Origin of the sequence: Sphingomonas yunnanensis (genome assembly GCF_019898765.1) — a bacterium.
Lineage (GTDB): Bacteria > Pseudomonadota > Alphaproteobacteria > Sphingomonadales > Sphingomonadaceae > Sphingomonas > Sphingomonas yunnanensis.
This window is the reverse complement of the sequence record NZ_JAIOKB010000002.1, coordinates 494,936-516,068: the sequence shown is the minus strand read 5'-3', so window position 1 is coordinate 516,068 and position 21,133 is coordinate 494,936. Positions and strand designations below refer to the sequence as shown.

General features: G+C 72.4%; 18 protein-coding genes. 12 read left to right on the top strand and 6 right to left on the bottom strand.

What is annotated here, in order from left to right; translation table 11 throughout:
* Positions 1–344 precede the first annotated feature (344 nt).
* From K7957_RS08565 to K7957_RS08540, 6 genes are all read left to right on the top strand, one after another.
* The gene (locus K7957_RS08565) at positions 345–1,094 is read left to right on the top strand and encodes an electron transfer flavoprotein subunit beta/FixA family protein (RefSeq protein WP_223011545.1); all 750 of its coding nucleotides are present in this window, start codon (positions 345–347) and stop codon (positions 1,092–1,094) included.
* An 11-nt stretch (positions 1,095–1,105) separates the two neighbouring features.
* Positions 1,106–2,035, top strand: a complete 930-nt coding sequence (locus K7957_RS08560; RefSeq protein WP_223011544.1) for an electron transfer flavoprotein subunit alpha/FixB family protein — start codon at positions 1,106–1,108, stop codon at positions 2,033–2,035.
* 206 nt (positions 2,036–2,241) lie between these two features.
* Positions 2,242–3,870, top strand: a complete 1,629-nt coding sequence (locus K7957_RS08555; protein WP_223011543.1) for an NAD(P)/FAD-dependent oxidoreductase — start codon at positions 2,242–2,244, stop codon at positions 3,868–3,870.
* A gap of 110 nt (positions 3,871–3,980) precedes the next feature.
* Positions 3,981–4,436, top strand: a complete 456-nt coding sequence (locus K7957_RS08550) for a DUF2147 domain-containing protein (protein WP_343228350.1) — start codon at positions 3,981–3,983, stop codon at positions 4,434–4,436.
* Positions 4,433–4,594: a hypothetical protein gene (locus K7957_RS08545; protein WP_223011542.1), complete on the top strand. Its 162-nt coding sequence runs from the start codon at positions 4,433–4,435 to the stop codon at positions 4,592–4,594. Before K7957_RS08550 ends, K7957_RS08545 begins: the two co-directional genes overlap by 4 nt.
* Positions 4,594–5,334 carry a 16S rRNA (uracil(1498)-N(3))-methyltransferase gene (locus K7957_RS08540; RefSeq protein WP_223011541.1) on the top strand — a complete coding sequence of 247 codons (741 nt, stop codon included), beginning with the start codon at positions 4,594–4,596 and terminating at the stop codon, positions 5,332–5,334. Before K7957_RS08545 ends, K7957_RS08540 begins: the two co-directional genes overlap by 1 nt.
* A gap of 159 nt (positions 5,335–5,493) precedes the next feature.
* Here K7957_RS08540 and K7957_RS08535 read toward each other — a convergent pair whose 3' ends face one another.
* Complete coding sequence (locus tag K7957_RS08535; protein WP_246616844.1) at positions 5,494–8,187, bottom strand: DUF5695 domain-containing protein; 2,694 nt, start codon at positions 8,185–8,187, stop codon at positions 5,494–5,496.
* A gap of 317 nt (positions 8,188–8,504) precedes the next feature.
* Between K7957_RS08535 and K7957_RS08530 the strand changes: the two genes are divergently transcribed.
* Together K7957_RS08530 and K7957_RS08525 are read left to right on the top strand one after the other, a co-directional pair.
* Positions 8,505–9,878, top strand: coding sequence for a glutamate--cysteine ligase (locus K7957_RS08530; protein ID WP_223011539.1), 1,374 nt, complete (start codon positions 8,505–8,507; stop codon positions 9,876–9,878).
* A gap of 175 nt (positions 9,879–10,053) precedes the next feature.
* Positions 10,054–11,268 carry an aspartyl protease family protein gene (locus K7957_RS08525; protein ID WP_223011538.1) on the top strand — a complete coding sequence of 405 codons (1,215 nt, stop codon included), beginning with the start codon at positions 10,054–10,056 and terminating at the stop codon, positions 11,266–11,268.
* A 33-nt stretch (positions 11,269–11,301) separates the two neighbouring features.
* On the opposite strand, the gene K7957_RS08520 is transcribed toward K7957_RS08525, so the two are convergent.
* A complete protein-coding gene (locus K7957_RS08520) occupies positions 11,302–11,496 on the bottom strand; it encodes a hypothetical protein (RefSeq protein ID WP_223011827.1) in 195 nt (64 codons plus the stop codon).
* A 41-nt stretch (positions 11,497–11,537) separates the two neighbouring features.
* On the opposite strand from K7957_RS08520, the gene K7957_RS08515 reads away from it, so the two are divergent.
* Positions 11,538–12,329, top strand: a complete 792-nt coding sequence (locus K7957_RS08515; protein WP_223011537.1) for a class I SAM-dependent methyltransferase — start codon at positions 11,538–11,540, stop codon at positions 12,327–12,329.
* A gap of 608 nt (positions 12,330–12,937) precedes the next feature.
* Here the strand turns inward: K7957_RS08515 and phaR are convergent.
* On the bottom strand, positions 12,938–13,495 hold the full coding sequence (gene phaR, locus K7957_RS08510) for a polyhydroxyalkanoate synthesis repressor PhaR (RefSeq protein ID WP_223011536.1): 558 nt from the start codon (positions 13,493–13,495) through the stop codon (positions 12,938–12,940).
* A 13-nt stretch (positions 13,496–13,508) separates the two neighbouring features.
* Between phaR and K7957_RS08505 the strand changes: the two genes are divergently transcribed.
* Entirely contained in the window at positions 13,509–14,588 is a 1,080-nt protein-coding gene (locus K7957_RS08505) for an alpha/beta fold hydrolase (RefSeq protein ID WP_223011535.1), read from the top strand.
* Between the two features lie 11 nt (positions 14,589–14,599).
* Here the strand turns inward: K7957_RS08505 and alr are convergent, their stop codons facing one another.
* Positions 14,600–15,646, bottom strand: a complete 1,047-nt coding sequence (alr, locus tag K7957_RS08500; RefSeq protein ID WP_223011534.1) for an alanine racemase — start codon at positions 15,644–15,646, stop codon at positions 14,600–14,602.
* 83 nt (positions 15,647–15,729) lie between these two features.
* Here alr and K7957_RS08495 point away from each other — a divergent pair, with 83 nt between their 5' ends.
* A complete protein-coding gene (locus K7957_RS08495; RefSeq protein ID WP_223011533.1) occupies positions 15,730–16,314 on the top strand; it encodes an NADPH-dependent FMN reductase in 585 nt (194 codons plus the stop codon).
* Between the two features lie 13 nt (positions 16,315–16,327).
* Here the strand turns inward: K7957_RS08495 and K7957_RS08490 are convergent, their stop codons facing one another.
* Together K7957_RS08490 and K7957_RS08485 are read right to left on the bottom strand one after the other, a co-directional pair.
* Positions 16,328–16,699: a response regulator gene (locus tag K7957_RS08490; RefSeq protein WP_223011532.1), complete on the bottom strand. Its 372-nt coding sequence runs from the start codon at positions 16,697–16,699 to the stop codon at positions 16,328–16,330.
* A gap of 91 nt (positions 16,700–16,790) precedes the next feature.
* Positions 16,791–17,789, bottom strand: coding sequence for an SDR family oxidoreductase (locus tag K7957_RS08485; RefSeq protein ID WP_223011531.1), 999 nt, complete (start codon positions 17,787–17,789; stop codon positions 16,791–16,793).
* Positions 17,790–17,962: 173 nt separating this feature from the next.
* Here K7957_RS08485 and K7957_RS08480 point away from each other — a divergent pair, with 173 nt between their 5' ends.
* Positions 17,963–21,004: a PAS domain S-box protein gene (locus K7957_RS08480; RefSeq protein WP_223011530.1), complete on the top strand. Its 3,042-nt coding sequence runs from the start codon at positions 17,963–17,965 to the stop codon at positions 21,002–21,004.
* Positions 21,005–21,133: the final 129 nt, after the last annotated feature.

Below are 21,133 nucleotides of genomic sequence, written 5' to 3'. Positions count from 1 at the left end.
GGACTTGGTCCGGGATCTACCGGCGCGCAGACCCGATCGCCGGCGAGTGAGCGGAGGAGTGGATCCCGGACCAAGTCCGGGATGACCGCAGGTTGTGATACGGGCTGGTGCGGCACAAATCTCGCTGCCTGTGCCCGCCCATGCGCCGCGGCGATCAAGGCGCGACGCGAAAATCACCTGCCCCGGCCACCATGTCCGCGCCCCGCGCGTTGACGCCGAGAACGCTGCCGCTACGGCAACCGGGCTTTCCGTACTGAACTTGCGAAAAGCGCGGAAAACCGCCATGTGGAGCCCACACCGGGGCCGCGAACGCGCGCCCCGACCGCAGGATCGGAAGGACGCTGATGAAGGTCTTGGTGCCGGTCAAGCGCGTGCTTGACTATAACGTGAAACCCCGTGTGAAGGCGGACGGCTCGGGCGTCGACCTCGCCAACGTCAAGATGAGCATGAACCCCTTCGACGAGATCGCGGTCGAGGAGGCGATCCGGCTCAAGGAGAAGGGGACCGTCACCGAGATCGTCGCGGTCTCGATCGGCGAGCCCAAGGCGCAGGACACGCTTCGCACCGCGCTGGCGATGGGCGCCGACCGCGCCATCCTCGTCACCAGTGACACCAAGGTGGAGCCGCTCGGCGTCGCCAAGATCCTCGCCAAGATCGTGGCGGAGGAGCAGCCGCAGCTCGTCATCCTCGGCAAGCAGGCGATCGACGACGACAACAACCAGACCGGCCAGATGCTCGCCGCCTTGCTCGGCTGGGGCCAGGCGACCTTCGCCTCCAAGGTCGAGCTGAGCGCCGACGCCGTGACGGTGACGCGCGAGGTCGACGGCGGGCTCGAGACCGATCGCTTCAAATTGCCCGCGATCGTGACGACCGACCTGCGCCTCAACGAGCCGCGCTACGCCTCGCTGCCCAACATCATGAAGGCCAAGTCGAAGCCGCTCGTGACCAAGACCGCCGCGGACGTCGGCGTCGACGTCGCGCCGCGGCTCACGACGGTGAAGGTCGCCGAGCCGTCGAAGCGCACCGCGGGCGTCAAGGTCGCCGACGTCGACGAGCTGGCGGGCAAGCTCAAGTCGCTCGGCATCGCGAAGTAAGGGAGCGCAGCATGAAGACTCTGGTTTGGGTCGAGCACGACGGCCAGTCCGTCAAGGACGCCACGCTCTCCGCGGTGACCGCGGCGGCCAAGCTCGGTGAGGTCCATCTGCTGGTGGCGGGGCAGGGGGTCGACGGCGTCGCGCAGGCGGCCGCCAGGATCGCGGGCGTGGGCAAGGTCCATGTCGCCGACGACGCCGCCTACGCGCACCAGCTCGCCGAGAATGTCGCGCCGCTGGTGGTCGAGCTGATGGGGCACCACGATGCCTTCGTCGCGCCCGCCACCACCACGGGCAAGGCGATCGCGCCGCGCGTCGCCGCGCTGCTCGACGTCATGCAGATCAGCGACGTGCTGTCGGTCGAGGGCGAGGACACGTTCACGCGCCCGATCTACGCGGGCAACGCGATCGCCACGGTGCAGACGCGCGACGCCAAGAAGGTGCTGACGGTGCGCGGCACCGCGTTCGAGAAGGCCGCGGCCGAGGGCGGCAGCGGCACGATCGAGGCGGTGGCGGGCACCGGTGACACCGGACTCGCGACCTTCGAGGGCGCGGAGATCGCGGCGCTGACCCGCCCCGAGCTGACCAGCGCGCGCGTGATCGTCTCGGGCGGGCGCGCGCTCGGCTCGGGCGAGAAGTTCCACGAGCTGATCGAGCCGCTGGCGGACAAGCTCGGCGCGGCGGTGGGCGCGAGCCGCGCGGCGGTCGACGCGGGCTATGTCCCCAACGACTATCAGGTCGGCCAGACCGGCAAGATCGTCGCGCCGGAGGTCTATGTCGCGGTCGGCATCTCCGGCGCGATCCAGCATCTCGCGGGGATGAAGGACTCGAAGATCATCGTCGCGATCAACAAGGACGAGGACGCGCCGATCTTCCAGGTCGCCGACGTCGGCCTGGTCGGCGACCTGTTCAAGATCGTGCCGGAGCTGACCGAGAAGCTGTGACGGGGCGAAATCCTCCCCGCTCGCGGGGAGGGGACCAGCCGAAGGCTGGTGGAGGGGGGCTTCCGCGAGCGCTGTGCTTGGTGGAGAGCCCCCTCCACCACCGGCTTCGTCGGCGGTCCCCCTCCCCGTGCCTGGGAGGATTGGCAGAGTCTGCCGCCGCCCGACTCACGTTGGCCGCCGCCCCCGCGCGGTGTAAGGCGCGCGCCATGATCCGGCTCTCCAACCTGCGCCTGCCGCTGCGCCACGACGACGACGCGCTTCCCGCGGCGCTGCACGAGCGGCTCGGCGTCGCCGCCAATGACGTGCTCGGCTGGCAGGTGGCGCGCCGCGGGCATGACGCGCGCGGGCGCGGGCGCATCGCCTTGGTCTATTCGGTCGATGTCGCGCTGCGCGACGAGGCCGCGGTGATGGCGCGGCTCGGCGACGACAAGGACGTCCGCCCGACCCCCGATACCGCCTACCGCCCGCCCGTGCTCGCCCCGGCCGGCGGCGCGCGCCAGCGCCCGGTGGTGATCGGCGCGGGGCCATGCGGTCTCTTCGCCGCCCTCATCCTGGCGCAGGCGGGCTTCCGTCCGATCGTGCTCGAGCGCGGCAAGGTCGTGCGCGAGCGCACCAAGGACACGTGGGGGCTGTGGCGGCGCGGCGTGCTCGTGCCCGAATCGAACGTGCAATATGGCGAGGGCGGCGCGGGCACCTTCTCCGACGGCAAGCTCTACAGCCGGATCAAGGACCCGCGTCACCTCAACCGCAAGGTGCTGGAGGAGTTCGTCGCCGCCGGCGCGCCGCCCGAGATCCTCACCGACGCGCACCCGCATATCGGCACCTTCCGGCTGGTGACGATGGTCGAGCGCCTGCGCGCCTCGATCGAGGCGCTCGGGGGCGAATATCGCTTCTCGACGCGGGTCGACGGCTTCCACGTCGGGACGGACGCGCGCGGCGAGCGCCACCTCCGCGGGCTGCACCTCCACGACGGTTCGTACCTCGAGGCCGAGCATGTCGTGCTCGCGGTCGGCCACAGCGCGCGCGACACGTTCGGCATGCTGGTCGAGGCGGGGGTCCATGCCGAGGCCAAGCCCTTCTCGCTCGGCGTGCGGATCGAGCATCTCCAGTCGTGGATCGATCGCGCGCGCTTCGGCGATGACGCCGGCCATCCGGCGCTGGGCGCGGCCGAGTACCATATCTCGCATCACTGCTCGAACGGTCGCACCGTCTACAGCTTCTGCATGTGCCCGGGCGGCACCGTGGTCGCGGCCACCTCGGAGGAGGGACGAGTCGCCACCAACGGCATGAGCCAATATTCGCGCAACGAGCGCAACGCCAACTCGGGGCTGGTCGTCGCGATCGACCCGGCGCGTGACTTCCCCGGCGACCCGCTCGCCGGCATCGCGCTGCAGCGCCACTGGGAGGAGCGCGCCTTCGTTGCCGGCGGGCGCGACTATCGCGCGCCGGCGCAGCGCGTCGGCGACTTCCTCGAGGGTCGCGCCTCGACCGCGCTCGGCAGCGTGACGCCGAGCTACCGCCCCGGCGTGACGCCGACCGACCTCGCCGCCTGCCTGCCCGATTTCGCGATCCAGGCGATGCGCGAGGCGCTGCCGGTGTTCGGCCGGCAGATCCGCGGCTACGACGATCCCGACGCGGTGATGACGGGCGTCGAGACGCGCACCTCCTCGCCGGTACGCTTCACCCGCGGCGCGGACTTCCAGAGCCTCAATACCGCCGGCCTCTATCCCGCGGGCGAGGGCGCCGGCTATGCCGGTGGCATCCTCTCGGCCGCGGTCGACGGGATCAAGGTGGCGGAGGCGGTGGCGGTGCGGCTGGCGGCGCAGCCCGGCTGACCGAGCGCGTGCCCCGGCGGAGGTCGGGGCCCAGCTGGGGGATGACGGTGAGTCCCACATAAGCTTTCCTGCCTAGGCCCCCGCCTTCGCCGGGGCACAGGCGCGTTCGTGTGACCGGATGGCGCGGACTTAAAACCGCCCGCTTCCTCCCCTATCTCGCCGCCATGCTCCCGCTCGCTCTCCTCCTCGCGCTCGCCCCCGCTCCCGCCGCCGCGGCGGACCCGCTCGCCGGCACCTGGCGCAACGCGGGCGACAGCGTCCGCATCCGAGTCGCGCCGTGCCGCGGCGCGCCGGGCATGTGCGGCACGGTGGTGGCCGCGAGCGAGAAGGCGCGCGACGACGCCGCGGCCGGCGGCACCGAGCGGCTGATCGGCACCGCGCTGTTCCGCGGCTTCGAGCGCGGCGAGGACGGGCAATATGCCGGCACCGTCTTCGTCCCCGACATCGGCAGCGAGGTCGACGGCACGCTCCACCTGGAGGGCCGCGATACGCTGGTCGCCGAGGGCTGCCTCTTCGCGGGATTCGGCTGCCGCGCGCAGCGCTGGTCCCGCGTGACGGGGAGGTGATCCATCTCTCGGTCGCGCTCGGGCGCTTCTTCGAGGCGCTGTTCTACGCGATCCTGCGGGTGGCGGGCGTCATCGCGGTGAGCGTGATCGGCATCGCGGTGCTCGGCGGCGCGGCCTTCCTGGTGGCGCGACTGCTGCTCGCGCGCGGGCGCCGCTGATGGGCGCGACCCCTGCCTGGCCGCCGCGCTCGACGCCGAGGCTGTACGTCGAGGCGCCGCTCGCCCCTGGCCAGCGCGCGCTCGCCGGATCGCAGGCGCATTATCTCATCGCGGTGATGCGGCTGCGCGCGGGCGACCCCGTGCGGCTGTTCGACGACGTCACCGGCGAGTGGCTCGCCACCGCGGCGAGCGTCGGCAAGCGCGACCTGGTGCTCGACGTCACCGAGCGGCTGGCCGAGCGCGAGCCGGTGCCCGACCTGTGGCTCGCCGCCGCGCCGCTCAAGAAGGGGCGGGTCGACTGGCTCGCCGAGAAAGCGTGCGAGCTCGGCGTGGCGCGGCTGGTGCCGGTGGTGACGCGGCGCACCGTGGTCGACAGGCCCAACGCCGAGCGATTGCGCGCGCACATGATCGAGGCGGCCGAGCAGTGCGGGCGGACCGCCCTGCCCGAGCTGGCGCCGATGCTGAAGCTCCCCGCGCTGCTGCGCGAGTGGCCCGCGGAACGTGCGCTGTTCTTCGCCGACGAGACCGGCGGCGTCCCCGCCGCGGCGGCGATGCACGCCCGCGCGGGGCCGGCGGCGATCCTGATCGGTCCCGAGGGCGGCTTCGACGACGAGGAGCGCGCGCTGGTCCGCGCGCTGCCGCAGGCGGTGGCGATCACGCTCGGCCCGCGCATCCTGCGCGCCGACACCGCCGCGGCGGCCGCGGTGGCGCTGTGGATGGCGGCGGCGGGGGATTGGTGACCCTCAATCCTCCCCTCGGCGGGGGAGGGGGGGACCAGCCGCGGGCTGGTGGAGGCGGACCTCCACGTAGCGCAGGTTTGTGGATGCCTCCCACCACCACCGGGCTGCGGCCGGCGGTCCCCCTCCCCGCTAAGCGGGGAGGAGTGAGGCGGTGACCCCTCACCGCGCGCGCAGCACCACCTCGGTCGTCCCCTGTCCCAGCGCGATCGTGTACCCGCCGCGCTCGAACGTCCCGCTCGCCGGCGCGTAGCCCCGGCCGCCGCCGCCGTCGTCCCCGACGAACAGCCGCGCCGCTGGCGTCTCCGGACGCGCCGGGTCGAGCGTCAGCCGGATCTCGCCGCTCGCGGGCGTGTAGCGGGCGAGCGCGATCTTGCCAGCCTCCAGCGTGATCCACGCCCGCGCCGGCGCCACGAACAGCCGCGCGCGCGCGCCGTCGCGCGGTGCCACCGTCACCGCACCGCTCTCCTCGCGCAGGTTGCCGCCGAACGCCAGCCAGCCGAACACCGGATCGCGCACCACATAGGTCGCCGCGGCATAGGCATGGCCGAACAGCCCCATGCCATAGTCCCCGCTATAGGCGTCCCAGCGCATCATGTCGGGCGCGGAGTGGAAGGCGGCCGAGGAGAAGCCATCGCGGTCGATGTTGGTGATGCCGCCGAGCAGCCCGCCATAGGCGACGCGCAGCAGGTGCAGGTCTGCGGGATCGCGGCGGAACGAGTCGAACAGCGGCACCGCGTTGAGGGTCGAGCCGTAATGATGCACCTGGCGCTCGATCCGCGCCACCTTGCCGCCGTAGAGAAAGTCCCAGTAGCGCCGCGCGTTGCCGTTATAGGCCCAGCTCGGGATCGTCGGATCATAGCCGAGGATCACCTCGCGTGTCAGCGCGGCCTCCGGCGCGTGGCCGAAGTGGCGCATCCAGGCGTAGACCTCGGGCTGGCCGGTCGAGTCCCACGCCATCTCGCTGCCGAACGGGTAGCGCAGGCTCGTCCAGTGATCGGCCCGCGCGCGCATCAGCCGCTCCATCTCGGCGGCCTCGGCGGTCATCCGCTCGCGCTTCAGGTCGTCGAGGATGTCGACGAAGACGTCGCCCTCCATCAGCCCAAACTGCGCGTAGTGCGGCGCGTCGCGCATCATCGCCACGACGGTGCGCTGCGCCCAGCCGAGATACCAGCGCCAGTCGTGCGCGCGCACCAGCCCGGGGTGGTTGCGCGCGGTGCGGTAGAGCACCCAGTGGCCGATCGCGACGTGCGGGTAGTTGTAGGCGCGCCCGAGGTCGTCCGCGTCCCTTCGCGACCAGGAGGTCCAGCTCGTCCAGTCCCGGCGCGGGTCGTAATAGCCGGGGTGCGCCCTGGGGTCGTAGAAGAACAGGCTCTTGCGCACCGCGCCCGCGTGCGGCCCGTCCGCGACCTGGAGCCGGCCGACCACGGTGGTGTCGACCAGCCGCTCCAGCCTGGCGATCTCGCCCGCGTCGGGATGGTCGAGCTGCTTGATCATCGCGGCGACCCAGCTGCCCGCGCCGGCCTCGTCGCTCATCCCCGCGATCCACACGCGCGGCTCCTGCGTCACCACCGCGTCGCGCGCGCGATCGTAGGTGAGGATCGCGGGCGAGCGGCCGAACGCGTCGCCGCGCCCCTCATACCATTGCTGAGTCGTCGCGAAGCGGCCGAGGTCGGCCATCACCTGGTCGAGCGGCTCGGTGACGAAATAGCTCACCGTCTGCACGCTGCCGTCGTCGTAGGTCAGCGACACCCGCGCCCGGCCCCACCCGCCCCCGCGCACCGCTAGCCGCTGCCAGCCGCCCACGCTGCCCGCGCGGGTCACCGTCAGCGCGCCGGCCGGGGCCACGTCGATCGCGCGGATCGCGCGCGGCGCCCTGACGAAGAGCTGCGCCTCGAGGTCGGTCGGCACGACATAGCCGGGCACGCCGACCGCGACCGGGCGATGCTGCGCGGCGAGCGTCGCCTCGATCGCGCGGATCGTCGGCGCGGCGACCAGCCGCACGCCGACGCTGCGCGACTCGCCCGGCGCGAGCGTCAGGCTGGTGGGCGCGTTCCACTGCTCCGCCGCGCCCGCCCACTCGCGCTCGGCGAAGGCCTTGCTGACGACGGTCCAGTCGTAGAACCCTTCCGCGGTCTGCGCGCGCGGGCTGCGATCGGTGAAGACCGCGCCGGGCGCCTGTGCCGCGGTGAGGATCGGCCGCCACGCCTCCAGCGGCGTGCCCTTCTCAGGCAGCACCAGCAGCGCCGGACCCGCGCCGTTGAGCCGCGTGACCTGGAGATAGCCCGCGTCGCGCGCGATCGCGGGGTCGACGAAGCTCGCCTGCGCGTGCGCCTGATCGAGGTCGCGGCCCGTGATGATGTTGTCGAACACCATCGGCAGGCCGAGCGCGCCGATCTCGACGGGCGCGCCGCTCGTGTTGGTCAGCGTGAAGCGCAGCGCGGGTGCGCCGTCGACGACGAGCCAGCGCCGGACGACGCGGAGCGGGATACCCGCCCCCATCGTCGCGGTGATGTCGGCGCCCGCGATCATCCCGCGCGCGGGCGGCAGCGGCGCGATCGGCCGGCGCGCCGCGGCGGAGGCGAAGTCGCGCCACGCCGCCCCGGGCGTGCGCAGCCGCAGGTGGAGATCGCCGAGATGGACATAGCCGTCCCCCGCGCGCTCGGCCTCGCGCCCCGCGGGGAGGAAGTCGAAGCCGGCGGCGCCGTCGGGGCGGAGGCTCGCCGCGGTCTGTGTGTCGCGGCGGAGCGCGAGCGTGAAGCCGCCGACCCGGTAGCCCGCGGTGGCGATCGCGGCGGCGCCATCCGATCGCGCCGCGGCGGGCGAGAGCGCGAGCGCGAGGAGGAGGAGGAGCAAGGCAGGGCGCATCGTCGGCTTCCAGACAGATCGTATACGGTAGCGTGTCGCACTCTACCCGTGAGATCAAGCGTCGCCTTGTCGTGATCCGATCTGCCACAGCTGAAGCGCGAGCGTGCTCCTGCGCGAGCAGGAGCCTGGAGCCACGAACGCCGTCCCTGGTCCCCTGGACTCCGGCGTTCGCCGGAGAACGCTTCAGCTTCGATGGAACAGGCGCCCACCCGCTTGACTGCCGCGCCGCGCACCGCGCGATCCTGCGTCAACGAGGCGTCGATCGGCTCTAGCGCGCCCGTTCATCCGCGCGTAAGCGCGGCGCCATGACGACGAAGACCGTTTCGGATCACAGCGCGGCGGTCATCGAATCGCGCGACCAACTGATCGCCCATCTCGCTTCGGGGGAGAAGCCGGCGGCGCGCTGGCGCATCGGCACCGAGCACGAGAAGTTCGTCTACGCGCGCGGCGACCATCACGCTCCCTCCTACGACGAGCCCGCGGGCATCCGCGCGCTGCTCGGCGAGCTGGTCCAGCACGGCTGGCGCCCGGTCGAGGAGGGGGGCAACGTCATCGCGCTCAGCGGCGCCGACGGCAGCGTCAGCCTCGAGCCGGCGGGGCAGTTCGAGCTCTCCGGCGCGCCGCTCGAGAATCTGCACCAGACCTGCGCCGAGACCGGCCGCCACCTCGCCCAGGTCAAGGCCGCGGGCGAGACGCTGGGGATCGGCTTCCTCGGGCTCGGCATGTGGCCCGACAAGACCCGCGCCGAGCTGCCGATCATGCCCAAGGGCCGCTACGCGATCATGCTGCGCCACATGCCGCGCGTCGGGACGATGGGGCTCGACATGATGCTGCGCACCTGCACGATCCAGGTGAACCTCGACTATGCGTCCGAGGTCGATATGGCGAAGAAGTTCCGGGTCGGCCTCGCGCTCCAGCCGCTCGCCACCGCGCTGTTCGCCAATTCGCCCTTCACCGAGGGCAAGCCCAACGGCTTCCTCTCCTATCGCAGCCACATCTGGTCCGACACCGACCCGGCGCGCACCGGCATGCTGCCGTTCGTGTTCGAGGACGGGTTCGGCTACGAGCGCTACGCCGACTATATGCTCGATGTGCCGATGTACTTCGTCTACCGAGACGGCCGCTACATCGACGCGGCGGGCCTGTCGTTCCGCGACTTCCTGCGCGGCGAGCTGAGCGTGCTGCCGGGCGAGAAGCCGACGCTGGACGACTGGAACGACCATCTCTCCACCGCCTTCCCCGAGGTGCGGCTCAAGACCTTCCTCGAGATGCGCGGCGCCGACGGGGGGCCGTGGAACCGGATCTGCGCGCTGCCAGCACTGTGGGTCGGGCTGCTCTACGATCAGGGGGCGCTCGACGCCGCCTGGGACCTGGTCAAGGACTGGACGATCGACGAGCGCCAGACGCTGCGCGACTCGGTGCCGCGGCTGGGGCTCGCCGCGCCGCTGCCGGGCGGGGGCACGCTGCGCGACATCGCGGGGGCAGCGCTCGACATCGCCACGCTGGGCCTGCGCGCGCGCGGGCGCACCAACGCCGCGGGCGACGACGAGACCGGCTTCCTCGAGCCGCTGCGCGAGATCGTCCGCAGCGGCAAGGTCCCCGCCGAGCAGCTGCTCGAGCGCTACCACGGCGCCTGGGGCGGCGACGTATCGAAGGTCTATGCCGAGGCGAGCTTCTAGCCTTCGCAGACACGCAGCAGAACGACTGCCCTTCGGTCCTTCGCGTGCAGGGGAGGATTGATCGTGTGTGTGATGAGGCCCCGGGCACGATCGGGACGTAGTCGGCGACGGCAGCCAGCTAGCCACCCATAGCGACACACAAGTCCTCCCGCTCTCCCCGTGACTCGCCGCGGCGATGCGCTACACCCGCGCGGTGCGCGCCCGATCCCTCCTGTTGTTGCCGCTGCTGCTCGCCGCCGCGCCGCCGCTGCCCGAGCCGCGCGCCGCCTGGGCCGGCCGCAGCGCGCTCGCGCCCGACACCGAGGCGCACTGGGTCGACTTCGATCTCACCCCCGGCAACCAGATCCGCTTCCGCATGGCGCTCGACGGCCGCGACGTCACCGCGGTGCTCGACACCGGGGTGAGCTATTCGGTGCTGGCCAAGCGCTACGCCGTCGCCAACCGGCTGACGGTGCGGGCCGAGGGACAGGCGACGGTGATCGGCGGCAGCGTCGACGTCGGGCGCGTCGACACCACGACTTTGTCGCTCGGCGGGCTCGCCCGGCGCGGCGGCAGCCTCGCGGTGGCCGAGCTGCCCGCCGCCGCCACCGGCAGCGCCACTCCGGTCGACCTGCTCGTCGGGCGCGACCTCACCGCCGCCTATGCGCTCGACATCGACTATGGCGCGCGGCGCTTCCGCCTGCTGCGCAGCGGTCGTGTGCCCTTCGCCGGTCTGAGCGCGCCGCTGTCGATCGCGCCCGACCGGCTGGTCTATGTCAGCGAGGTGGCGCTCGGGCGCGCGCGGTTGCGCCCGATGGTGGTCGACACCGGCGACGGCTCGTCGATCACGCTCGGCGCCGAGTCCTGGGCGACGGCGGGCGCGGCGGCGCGCGCGGTGCCGACCACCACCACCGTCTCCTACGGGCTGGCCGGGGCGGTGGTGAGCGAGCTCGCGATCGTGCCGCGGCTCCAGGTCGGTCGAGTCGCGGCGCGCGACGTGGAGCTGCGGGTCGAGCCCGTTGGCGGCTTCTCCGACACGATCGGGGTGGCGGGGCGGATCGGCTCGGGCTTTCTCCAGCGCTACCGCGTGCTGCTCGATCCGGGCGCGGGGCACATGCTGCTGCGCGCGCTGCCCGCCGGCGCGCCGGTGGCGCGCTCGACCAGCGGGCTGCTGCTCGGGCTGGCGAGCGACCGGCTGAAGGTGCTCCACGTCATGCGCGGCGGCCCCGCGGCGGCGGCGGGCTGGCACGTCGGCGATACGATCTGCGCGGTTGACGGCGTCGCGATCGCGCCCGGCTATGCGAGCCAGCCGGTGGCTGGCTGGGCAACGGGGGCGCCGGGACGCGCGGTGCGGCTCAGCCTGTGCGACGGCGCGGGCGAGCGCTTGCTGGTGCTGCGGCGCTTCTACTGAGCGCGGGCTGCCGGCCAACGTTCCTGCACGGCCTCATCCTTTCAGCGCGACATAGCCCGACACCGCCAGCGCGATCAGCGCCGCCATCTGCACCAGCGTCCAGTCGATCCAGCCGACCGCGTCGGGGTCGGCGCGGCGGGTGCGGCGGTGCGCGCGCCAGCCGGCGAACAGCGCCAGCGCGAACGCCAGCGAAGCGATCACGACGAGGGAGGCTTGCGCATCGGTCACGCGCGCGTCAGCCTGTGCGTCATTGTCCCGGAGGATCGCCGATGCATCGTCTCGCCTGCTCCCTGCTGCTCGCCGCGCCGCTGCTCGCCGCGGCCAGCACCCCCAATGTCCCCGCGCCGATCGCCGCCGCGGTCGCCGCGCCGACGCGCACCGCCGCCAACGTGGCGCGTGACCGCTATCGCCACCCGGCGCAGACGCTCGCTTTCTTCGGGGTCAAGCCCGGCGACACGGTGGTGGAAGTGTGGCCGGGAGGCGGCTGGTACACCGAGATCCTCGCCCCGCTGACGGCGCGCACCGGCGCTTATTACGCCGCCGGCCCGTGGGAGAAGGGGCTGGGTGCGGTACGGGCGCTCCAGGCCAAGGACGCCGCCACCTACGGCAAGGTCAGGCTCGCCGCCTTCCCGGCGGAGACGGGGCAGCCCGGCGTGCCCGACGGCAGCGCCGACGTGGTGCTGACCTTCCGCAACGTCCACAACTGGCGCTTCGGTGGCGAGGACCGCGCGCGCGAGATGTTCGCGGCGATGTACCGCATGCTCAAGCCGGGCGGGACGCTCGGCGTGGTCGAGCATCGCCTGCCCGAGGCGCGCCCGAGCGCGGCGGAGGAGAAGAGCGGCTATATGAAGACCAGCTCGGTGATCGGCTTCGCCACCGCGGCGGGGTTCAAGCTGGCGGGACGCTCCGAGATCAACGCCAACCCCAAGGACAGCGCCGACTGGCCCGACGGCGTGTGGACGCTGCCGCCGAGCTACGCGCTCAAGGACAAGGACCGCGCCAGATATGCCGCGATCGGCGAGAGCGACCGGATAACGCTGCGCTTCGTCAAGCCGCGCTGAGGGCGAGGCTCTCCCGCGCTCGACCCGCAGGCGTCATCCTGAGCTTGTCCCGAGAGCCATGGTGCCGCGGGTCCAGGTGCTGCTGGGTTCGTCCCTGTTCCACCACCGTCATCCCGGCCTCGAGCCGGGATCCATGGGTCCGCAAGAGGAACGCCGGCGGTTTCCGCGGCACCATGGATCCCGGGTCAAGCCCGGGGTGACGGGAGGGGTAAACCGCCTGTGGGATGATCAACATTACCTCTCCGGATCCGTCGATCCTGAAGCGAGTTCAGGATGACGGCGGGAGGAGCCGGGGCGCGCCGGAACCGGAACGCGGCGCGTTTGCGTGGTGACGAAGGGCGCCGTCTACACCGCAGCCTTCGTGGTGGCGCCGCTGTGTCCGCCCGAACGATCCTCGCCGTGGCCCGGGAAGTGACCCGCCCGGCGAGCGCTGTCCTACGCTGGCCGCGCGCTGGTAGACGGGTCGGGTGACGACGTCCTCGATCCCCTCGCGACCGCATGCATCCGCGACTCAACGTTCGTCCGAGACGCGCCGGCGGCTCAACATTCGCAACATTCGCGCCGGGGTCCCGCTTTCGCGGGGACTCGGTACCGTCCGTCCGCCGTGCTCACTCGCCCAGTTTGTCGACCTTGTCGCGCAGCTGCGCCAGTTCGGCCTTGAGCGCGGCGACCTCGCTGTCCTTGCCCGCGACGGGCGCGGCGCCGCCCGCCGGTGCCGCCGTCGCGCCCGGCTTGAAGGCGTTGGCCGCGGCCTCGAACATCTCCAGGTTGCGCTTGGCGATCTCGGCGAAGGGCGAGCCAGCGAACGCGCCCTCGACCGCGGTCTTGAACTGCGTCTGGTTGCGGCGAAAGCTCTCCATCGACGCCTCGAGATAGTCGGGCACCATCGCCTGCATCGAGTCGCCGTAGAGCGCGATCAGCTGGCGCAGGAAATTGACCGGCAGCATGGTCTGGCCGCGGCTCTCCTCCTCCATGATGATCTGCGTCAAGACGTTGTGGGTGATGTCCTCGTCGGTCTTGGCGTCCACCACCTTGAACTCGCGGCCGGCGCGGGTCATCGCGGCGAGATGCTCGAGCGTGATGTAGGACGAACTCTCGGTATTGTAGAGCCGGCGGTTCGCGTACTTCTTGATGACGACCACGCCGTCGCCCTGCTGTTTCTTCATCGCGCGAGCCCCCATGACCGATCTTCCCTTCGGTAACGCACAATTTTTCGCGCCGCAACACAAGCGCGACGTGCCCCGGCCGCTGCCGCTGTTCCTCGACATGCTGCGCCGCGAGACCGCAGCATCGCCCGAGCGGCGCGCCGCGGCGCTGGCGGGGCTGCGCCGCTACCAGGAGGCGCCGCGCGCCCGCCGGCGGATGAAGCCGGCGCGGCATCGCCGCGGTGCGGCCCGGCTGCGCGACGGGGGCGGGGCCGCTGACGCGCCGCCAGTGGTGCTGGTGCCGTCGCTGATCAACCCGCCCTCGGTGCTCGATCTCGCGCGCGGTCGCTCGCTGGTCGACCATCTCGTCGCCGCGGGCCTTCATCCCTGGCTGCTCGACTGGGGTCACCCGCGCGAGCGTGACGCCGCGCTCGACCTCGCCGGGCACGTCACCGAGCGGCTGCTGCCGCTGCTGGCGCGGCTCGACCGGCCGCCGCTGCTGGTCGGCTACTGCCTCGGCGGCACGCTGGCGCTCGCCGCGGCGGCGCTGCTCGGCCGGCGCTGCGCCGGGGTGGCGACGGTGGCGGCGCCGTGGCGTTTCGCCGGCTATGGCGAGCGCGCGCGAGCAGCGATGCGCGCCTCGTGGGCGCGGGCCGAGCCCGCCTGCCGCGCGCTCGGCGTGCTGCCGATGGAGGTGCTCCAGTCGGGCTTCTGGCAGCTCGACCCGGCGCGCACCGTCGCCAAATATGAGGCGCTGGCGACCGTGGACGCCGCGACGCTGGCGCGCTTCGTCCTGCTCGAGGACTGGGCCAACGCGGGCGCGCCGCTGACCTATGCGGCGGGCGCCGAGCTGTTCGGCGCGCTGGTGGGCGAGGACGCGTCGGGGGCGGGCGCCTGGCGGGTCGGCGGGCGGGTGGTGGCGCCGGAGGACCTGGCGTGCCCGTCGATCGAGTTCGTCTCACTGAGCGACCGGATCGTGCCCGCGGCGACCGCGGCGGGGCTGGCGGAGCGGCGCGACGTCGGCGCGGGGCACGTCGGGATGATGGTCGGCGGCCGCGCCCGGGCGTTGCTCTATGATCCGCTCGCCGAGTGGCTGCGCGCGGTCGCGTCGTGAGTGCTTCCGCCTCAGACCCAGCGCCGCTCCAGCCGCCGCCCCAGCCCGGTGAGCAGCTCATATTGGCTCATCCCGCTCGCCGCCGCCATCGCCGGCAGGTCGGGGTCGAAGCGCAGCCATTCGCCCTCGCCGACGTCGACCCCCGTGGCGTCGAGCGCGACCAGGTCCATCGAGACCCGCCCGATCACCGGCAGCGCGGCGTCGCCGGCAAAAGCGCGCCCGCGGTCCGAGAAGGCGCGGTAATAGCCGTCGGCATAGCCGAGGTTGGCGATCACCACCGCGGTGTCCGCGCGCGCGCGCCACGTCGCGTTATAACCCACCGTCTCGCCCGCGCGCACCAGGCGGCGCTGCAACACCTCGGCCGTGATCGTCGCGACCGGGCGCAGCACGTCGCCGAGTGCGGGCACCGGCACGCCGCCGTAGAGCGCGAGGCCCGGCCGCGTCAGGTCGAGATGATAGTCGGCGCCGAGCGCGATGCCCGCCGAATTGGCCAGGCTCATCCGCTTCGCCGCGGTTTGACCCGCCAGCGCGGCGAAGCGCGCGCGCTGCGTGGCGTTGAGCGGGTGGCCGGGCTCGTCGGCGCAGGCGAGGTGGCTCAACAGCGTGTCGAGCGCGAGCCCGTCGAGCAGCCCGTCGGCCACCTCCTCCGGCGCGACGCCGAGTCGGTTCATCCCGGTGTCGACCATCACGTCGCACGCGCGACCCGCACCCGCCTCGCGCCAGCGCCGCACCTGCGCCGCGGTGGAGAGGACGGGACGGACGCCGGGCAGCTCGGCGAAAGCGACATCGGCCCCGCGCGCGCCGTGAAGCACCGCGATCCGCGCGGGGCCGCCGGCGAGCGCGGGGACGAGCGCGGCCGCCTCCGCCCAGGTCGCGACGTAGAAGTCGCGACAGCCAGCGTCGGCGAGCCGCGTCGCCACCGCGATCGCGCCCAGGCCATAGCCGTCGGCCTTCACCGCGGCGCCGCACGCCGCCGCGCCGCTCAGCCGCGCGAGCGCGCGCCAATTGTCGGCGAGCGCGGCGGCGGAACAGTCGAGGCGGTGCGGGGCGTCGGTCATCGCGCTGGCGCCTAGCGCGCCCGCGCGCGCGGCGCCACCGCGCGGGGCTTTACCCGACCCGGCGCGGCGGGCAGGACAGGGCGATGAACGTCCTGATCCTCTACGGCTCGTACCGCGCCGATCGCACCGGCATCCGGCTGGCGCGCTACCTCGTCGACCGGTTCGCCGCGCGCGGCGACACGCCGACCTTGGTCGACGCCAGAGAGGTCGGGCTGCCGCTGCTCGACCGGATGTACAAGGAATATGCGGCGGGCGAGGCGCCGGCGGCGATGGAGCGACTCGCCGGCCAGATCCGCGGCGCCGACGCCTTCGTGTTCGTCGCCGGCGAGTATAACTGGGGTCCGCAGCCAGGGCTGAAGAACCTCTCCGACCATTTCCTCGAGGAATGGTTCTGGCGCCCCGCGGCGGTGGCGAGCTACTCCGCCGGCCGGCTCGGCGGCGCGCGCAGCAACAGCGCGTGGCACGCGATCCTGCCCGAGATGGGGATGCCGGTGATCTCGAGCACGCTGGTGGTCGGCCCGATCACGCAGACGCTCGACGCCGAGGCGCGGCCGAGCGGCGGCGCGGGCGAGTCGCTCGAGCGCCAGTTCGGCCGCTTCGCCGACGATCTCGCCTGGTGGGCCGAGGCGGCGAAAGCGCAGCGCGGGCGGGTCGCGCCGCCCTACTGAGCGAGGGCGGCGGTCAGTGCGCCAGCAGCTGGTCCAGCTCGCGCGACAGCGCCTCGAAGCGGTACGGTTTGGCGAGGAAGCGGCCGTCGTCGGGGATCGTGGCCTTCGTCGGGCGCGTGTCGCCTGAGGTGAGCAGGATGCGGATCGACGGCCAGCGGCGGTGCACCTCGCTCGCCAGCTGGAGGCCGTCCATCGAGCCGGGCATGCGGATATCGGTGAACAGCACCTGGACGTCGTCGCTGCGCTCCAGCCGGGCGAGCGCCTCGTCGGCGTCGCTCGCCTCGATCACGCGATACCCCGCCTCGGACAGCGCGTCGGCGCCGATCATGCGGACGAACAGCTCATCCTCGACGAGGAGGACTGTGGTGCCGCATACCTGACCCATTAGCTGATCTACCCTGCTGATCTATCGGATTAACCCGTTGAACGCGCGGGACGTTCCGCGGCAATGGCCTAACCTGGGTAGAAGCTGGCGCTCAGCTCCGCGCGCGCAGCCGCGCCAGCACCGCTAGCCCCAGGCCCGCGCCGACCGCGGTGGCGGCGGCGAACTTGTGGCGGCCGGCGGCGTCGTACAGGCTGACCGAGCGGCCGTGCTGGTCGCGCGAGCGCTCGCGCCCGTCGTCGAACGGCGCGGCGAGGTTGTCGCGCCGCGACGGTGCGCGGGTGCGGTCCTGGATCATCGGCAGCAGCCTGTGGCCGAGCTTGTCGAGCAGCGGCGGGAAATGCTCCGCCACCAGCACCTGGAGCCGGCCGGTGCCCCCGACGGTGATGTCGCGCTTCGGATGCTGCGCCGCCTCGAGGATCGCCTCGGCGACCAGCTCGGGGGCGTAGACCGGGGGTGGCAGCAGCGCGGCGCCGTCGAGATGGTTGGCGGCGTGCTCGGCGATGGGCGTGTCGATCCCCGACGGCTTCACCAGCGTCACCGAGATCGGCAGGCGATCGCCCTCGATCTCGATCCGCAGCGAGTCGACATAGCCCTTCACCGCGTGCTTGCTGGCGGCGTAGGCGCCCATACCCGCGGTGGGGATGTCCGACACGATCGAGCCCACCGTGATCAGCGCGCCGCCCTCGCGCTGGAGCTGCTCCACCGCGGTGAGGCAGCCGTGCACCGCGCCGAGGTAGTTGGTGCGCATCAGCCGCTCGTGCTCGTCCATCGGCGTGTCGACCAGCTTGGCATAGATCGCGACGCCCGCCGCGTTGACCCAGGTGTCGATGCGGCCGAACCGCTCGACCGCTTTCGTCGCGGCGCGCTGGACGTCGCGCAGGTCGCCGACGTCGGCGGTGGCGAACTCGGCCTGGCCGCCCGCCTCCTCGATCTCGCGCGCGATCGTCGCCAACGCGTCGCTGTCGCGCGCGACCAGCACCACCTTGGCGCCGCGACCGGCCGCGGTGCGCGCGGTGACGAGCCCGATGCCCGAGCTGGCGCCGGTGATCAGGATCACCTGCTGGTCGATCGGCTTGAGCTGCGGCGGCATCGGTCATCCTCTCGTGATTTCGCCGGGAGGTAACCAACGCGGGCGGGGATGGGTTCATCGCGTCCGGTGCCGCCCGCTCCCGCCGTTAACCAACTGGAAAGCCGACGTAGATCAGACACACCCTATCCTGACACCGATTGACACAGCGCCGACGGAGGCCAGACATGCCGGGCATGACCCAACGCCCCTCGCGCAACGTGTCACCGACCCCCGAGCGCGAGTCGGTGATCACCGAGGTGCTCGCCTCGGGCAGTGCTGGTGATACCGGCGATCTGGTGCGCGCCTGGCCGATCGGCGGCGGGGCGACCGGCGCGCTGATCCGCGCGCGCGACTGGGACCGCAGCGCGCTGGGGCCGCTCGCCGACTGGTCGCCGCAGCTGCGTACCACCGTGGCCAACGTGGTCAACTCGCCCGTGCCCAAGGTTCTGATGTGGGGGCGCGAGGGCGTGATGCTCTACAACGATGCCTATCGCGCGATCGTCGGCGCGCGCCACCCGGGCGCGCTCGGCGAGACCGCGGCGAGCGTCTTCCCCGAGCTCTGGGACTGGAACCGCACGATCCTCGAGCGCGGCTTCGCCGGCGAGATCGTCTCCTACCGCGACCAGCCGCTGACGCTGTTGCGCGACGGGGCGCCCGCCGAGCTGATCTTCGACCTGTTCTACACGCCCGTCTACGCGGTCGACGGCAGCGTCGGCGGCGTGCTGTGCACCGTGATCGACAACACCGGCCGGGTCGAGCTGGAGCGCCAGGTCGCCGACAGCGAGGCCGAGCTGCGCACCGTCACCGACGCGCTGCCCCTGCTCGTCTCCTTCATCGACCGCGACCATGTCTTCCGCTTCGCCAACCGCTATTACCTCGATTGGTTCGGGCTGACCCCCGAGCAGGTGGTCGGCCGCCACGCGCGCGACGTGATCGGCGCGGAGAATTACGCGCAGCGGCGCGCGCTGATGGACCGCGCGCTCGCGGGCGAGACGATCGTGTCCGACTCGGCGATCCGCCACGGCGACGGGAGCCTGCGCCGCGCCGACGTGCGCTACCTGCCGCGCCGCGCCGCCGACGGCAGCGTCGCCGGCTTCCAGGTGATCGTGCTCGACATCGAGGACCGGGTCCGTCGCGAGGAGGCACTTCACGCCAGCAACGCGCGCTTCCGCGCCGCGATGGAGGCGATGCACGGCGTGCTGTGGACCAACGACGCGCAGGGCCGGATGGTCGGCGAACAGCCCGGCTGGTCGCTGCTCACCGGTCAGCGCATGGAGGATTACCAGGGCCACGGCTGGTCTGCCGCGGTGCATCCCGACGACGTCGCGCCGACGCTGGCGGCGTGGGAGCAGGCGGTCGCGGCCAAGTCGACCTTCGTGTTCGAGCATCGCGTTCGGCGCCATTGCGGGGCCTGGCGCACCTTCGCGATCCGCGCGGTGCCGCGCCTCGACGAGAAGGGCGCGATCGCCGAGTGGGTCGGCGTCCACACCGACATCACGCACCAGCGCGCCGCCGAGGCGGCACTGCGCGACCACGCCGGGCAGCTCGAGCGCCAGGTGCGCCACCGCGAGCGCGCCGAGGAGCAGCTGCGCCAGCTCAACGAGACACTGGAGACGCGCGTGATCGACGAGATCGCCACGCGCCGCGCCGCCGAGGCCAAGCTGGCGCAGGCGCAGAAGATGGAGACGGTGGGCAAGCTCACCGGAGGCGTGGCGCACGATTTCAACAACCTGCTTCAGGTCGTCTCGGGCAACCTGCAGCTGCTGCAGAAGGACATCGCCGGCAACGCGCGCGCCGAGACGCGCGTCGCCAACGCGCTCGCCGGCGTCGGGCGCGGGTCGCGGCTGGCGGCGCAGCTGCTCGCCTTCGGGCGGCGCCAGGCGCTCGAGCCCAAGACCGTCAACGTCACCCGCTTCGTGCGCGGCATGGACGACATGCTGCGCCGCGCGATCGGCGAGGGCATCGAGATCGAGACGATCTTCGGCGGCGGGCTGTGGAACACCTTCATCGACCCCGGCCAGATCGAGAACGCGCTGCTCAACCTGGCGATCAACGCGCGCGACGCGATGGAGGGTGAGGGCAAGCTGACGATCGAGCTCAGCAACGCGCACCTCGACGACGATTACGCGCGCCGCCACGACGAGGTGTCGCCCGGCCAATATGTCATGCTGGCGGTGAGCGACACGGGCAGCGGCATGACGCCGGAGATCATGGAGAAGGTGTTCGAGCCCTTCTTCTCGACCAAGGCCGAGGGCAAGGGCTCGGGCCTGGGCCTCTCGATGGTCTACGGTTTCGTCAAACAGTCGGGCGGGCACGTCAACATCTACTCCGAGCCGGGACACGGCACGACGATCCGGCTGTATCTGCCGCGCGCGCTGGAGAGCGAGGACGTCGAGGTGGCGGTCGATACCGGGCCGATCACCGGTGGCAGCGAGACGGTGCTGGTGGTCGAGGACGACGACGAGGTGCGCGCCACCGTGGTCGAGCTGCTCGCCGATCTCGGCTATCGCGTGCTCAAGGCGGTCGATGCGCAGAGCGCGCTGAGCGTGGTGGAGAGCGGCATTCCGATCGACCTGCTCTTCACCGACGTGGTGATGCCGGGGTCGCTCAAGAGCCCCGAGCTGGCGCGCAAGGCGCGCGAACGGCTGCCCGAACTCGCGGTGCTGTTCACCTCGGGCTATACCGAGAACTCGATCGTCCACGGCGGGCGGCTCGACCCCGGGCTGGAGCTGCTGTCCAAACCGTATACGCGCGAGGCGCTGGCGCGGAAGATCCGCCATGTCCTCGCCAACCAGCGCCAGCGCGCGGCGCTGCCGACGCGCGCCGTGCCGCTCGCGAGCACGGCGCCGACCGCTACGCCGCCACGCGCGACGATCCTGCTGGTCGAGGACGACGCGCTGATCCGCTCCGCCACCGCCGAGGTGCTGCAGGAGGCCGGGCAGGTGGTGATCGAGGCAGCGAGCGCGGAGGAGGCGATGGCCGCGCTCCAGACCGTGCCGATCGACGTGCTGATCACCGATATCCACCTTCCCGGCACGTCGGGGCTGGCGTTGGCGGCGCGCGCCGCCGCGCTGCGCCCGGGCATCCGCGTCGTGGTGGCGAGCGGCGATACCGGCTCGGTCGACGCCGCGGCGGCGGGGGTGCGGCTGCTGCCCAAGCCCTATGGCGCTGCCGACCTGCTGCGCGTGATCGGCACGCCGCCGCCGCGTGCGCTGGTGGCGGAGCGCGACGCTTAGGGGACTGATCCACCTATGCCGACAGATGCTCCCGCGCCCGCTGGAGCCGCGAGCGGCACGCGATGACGTTGGTGATCCCGGGGCCTCCGGCGTGCGCCGGAGCAGGATGGCGGTCCAGACGAGATGAGA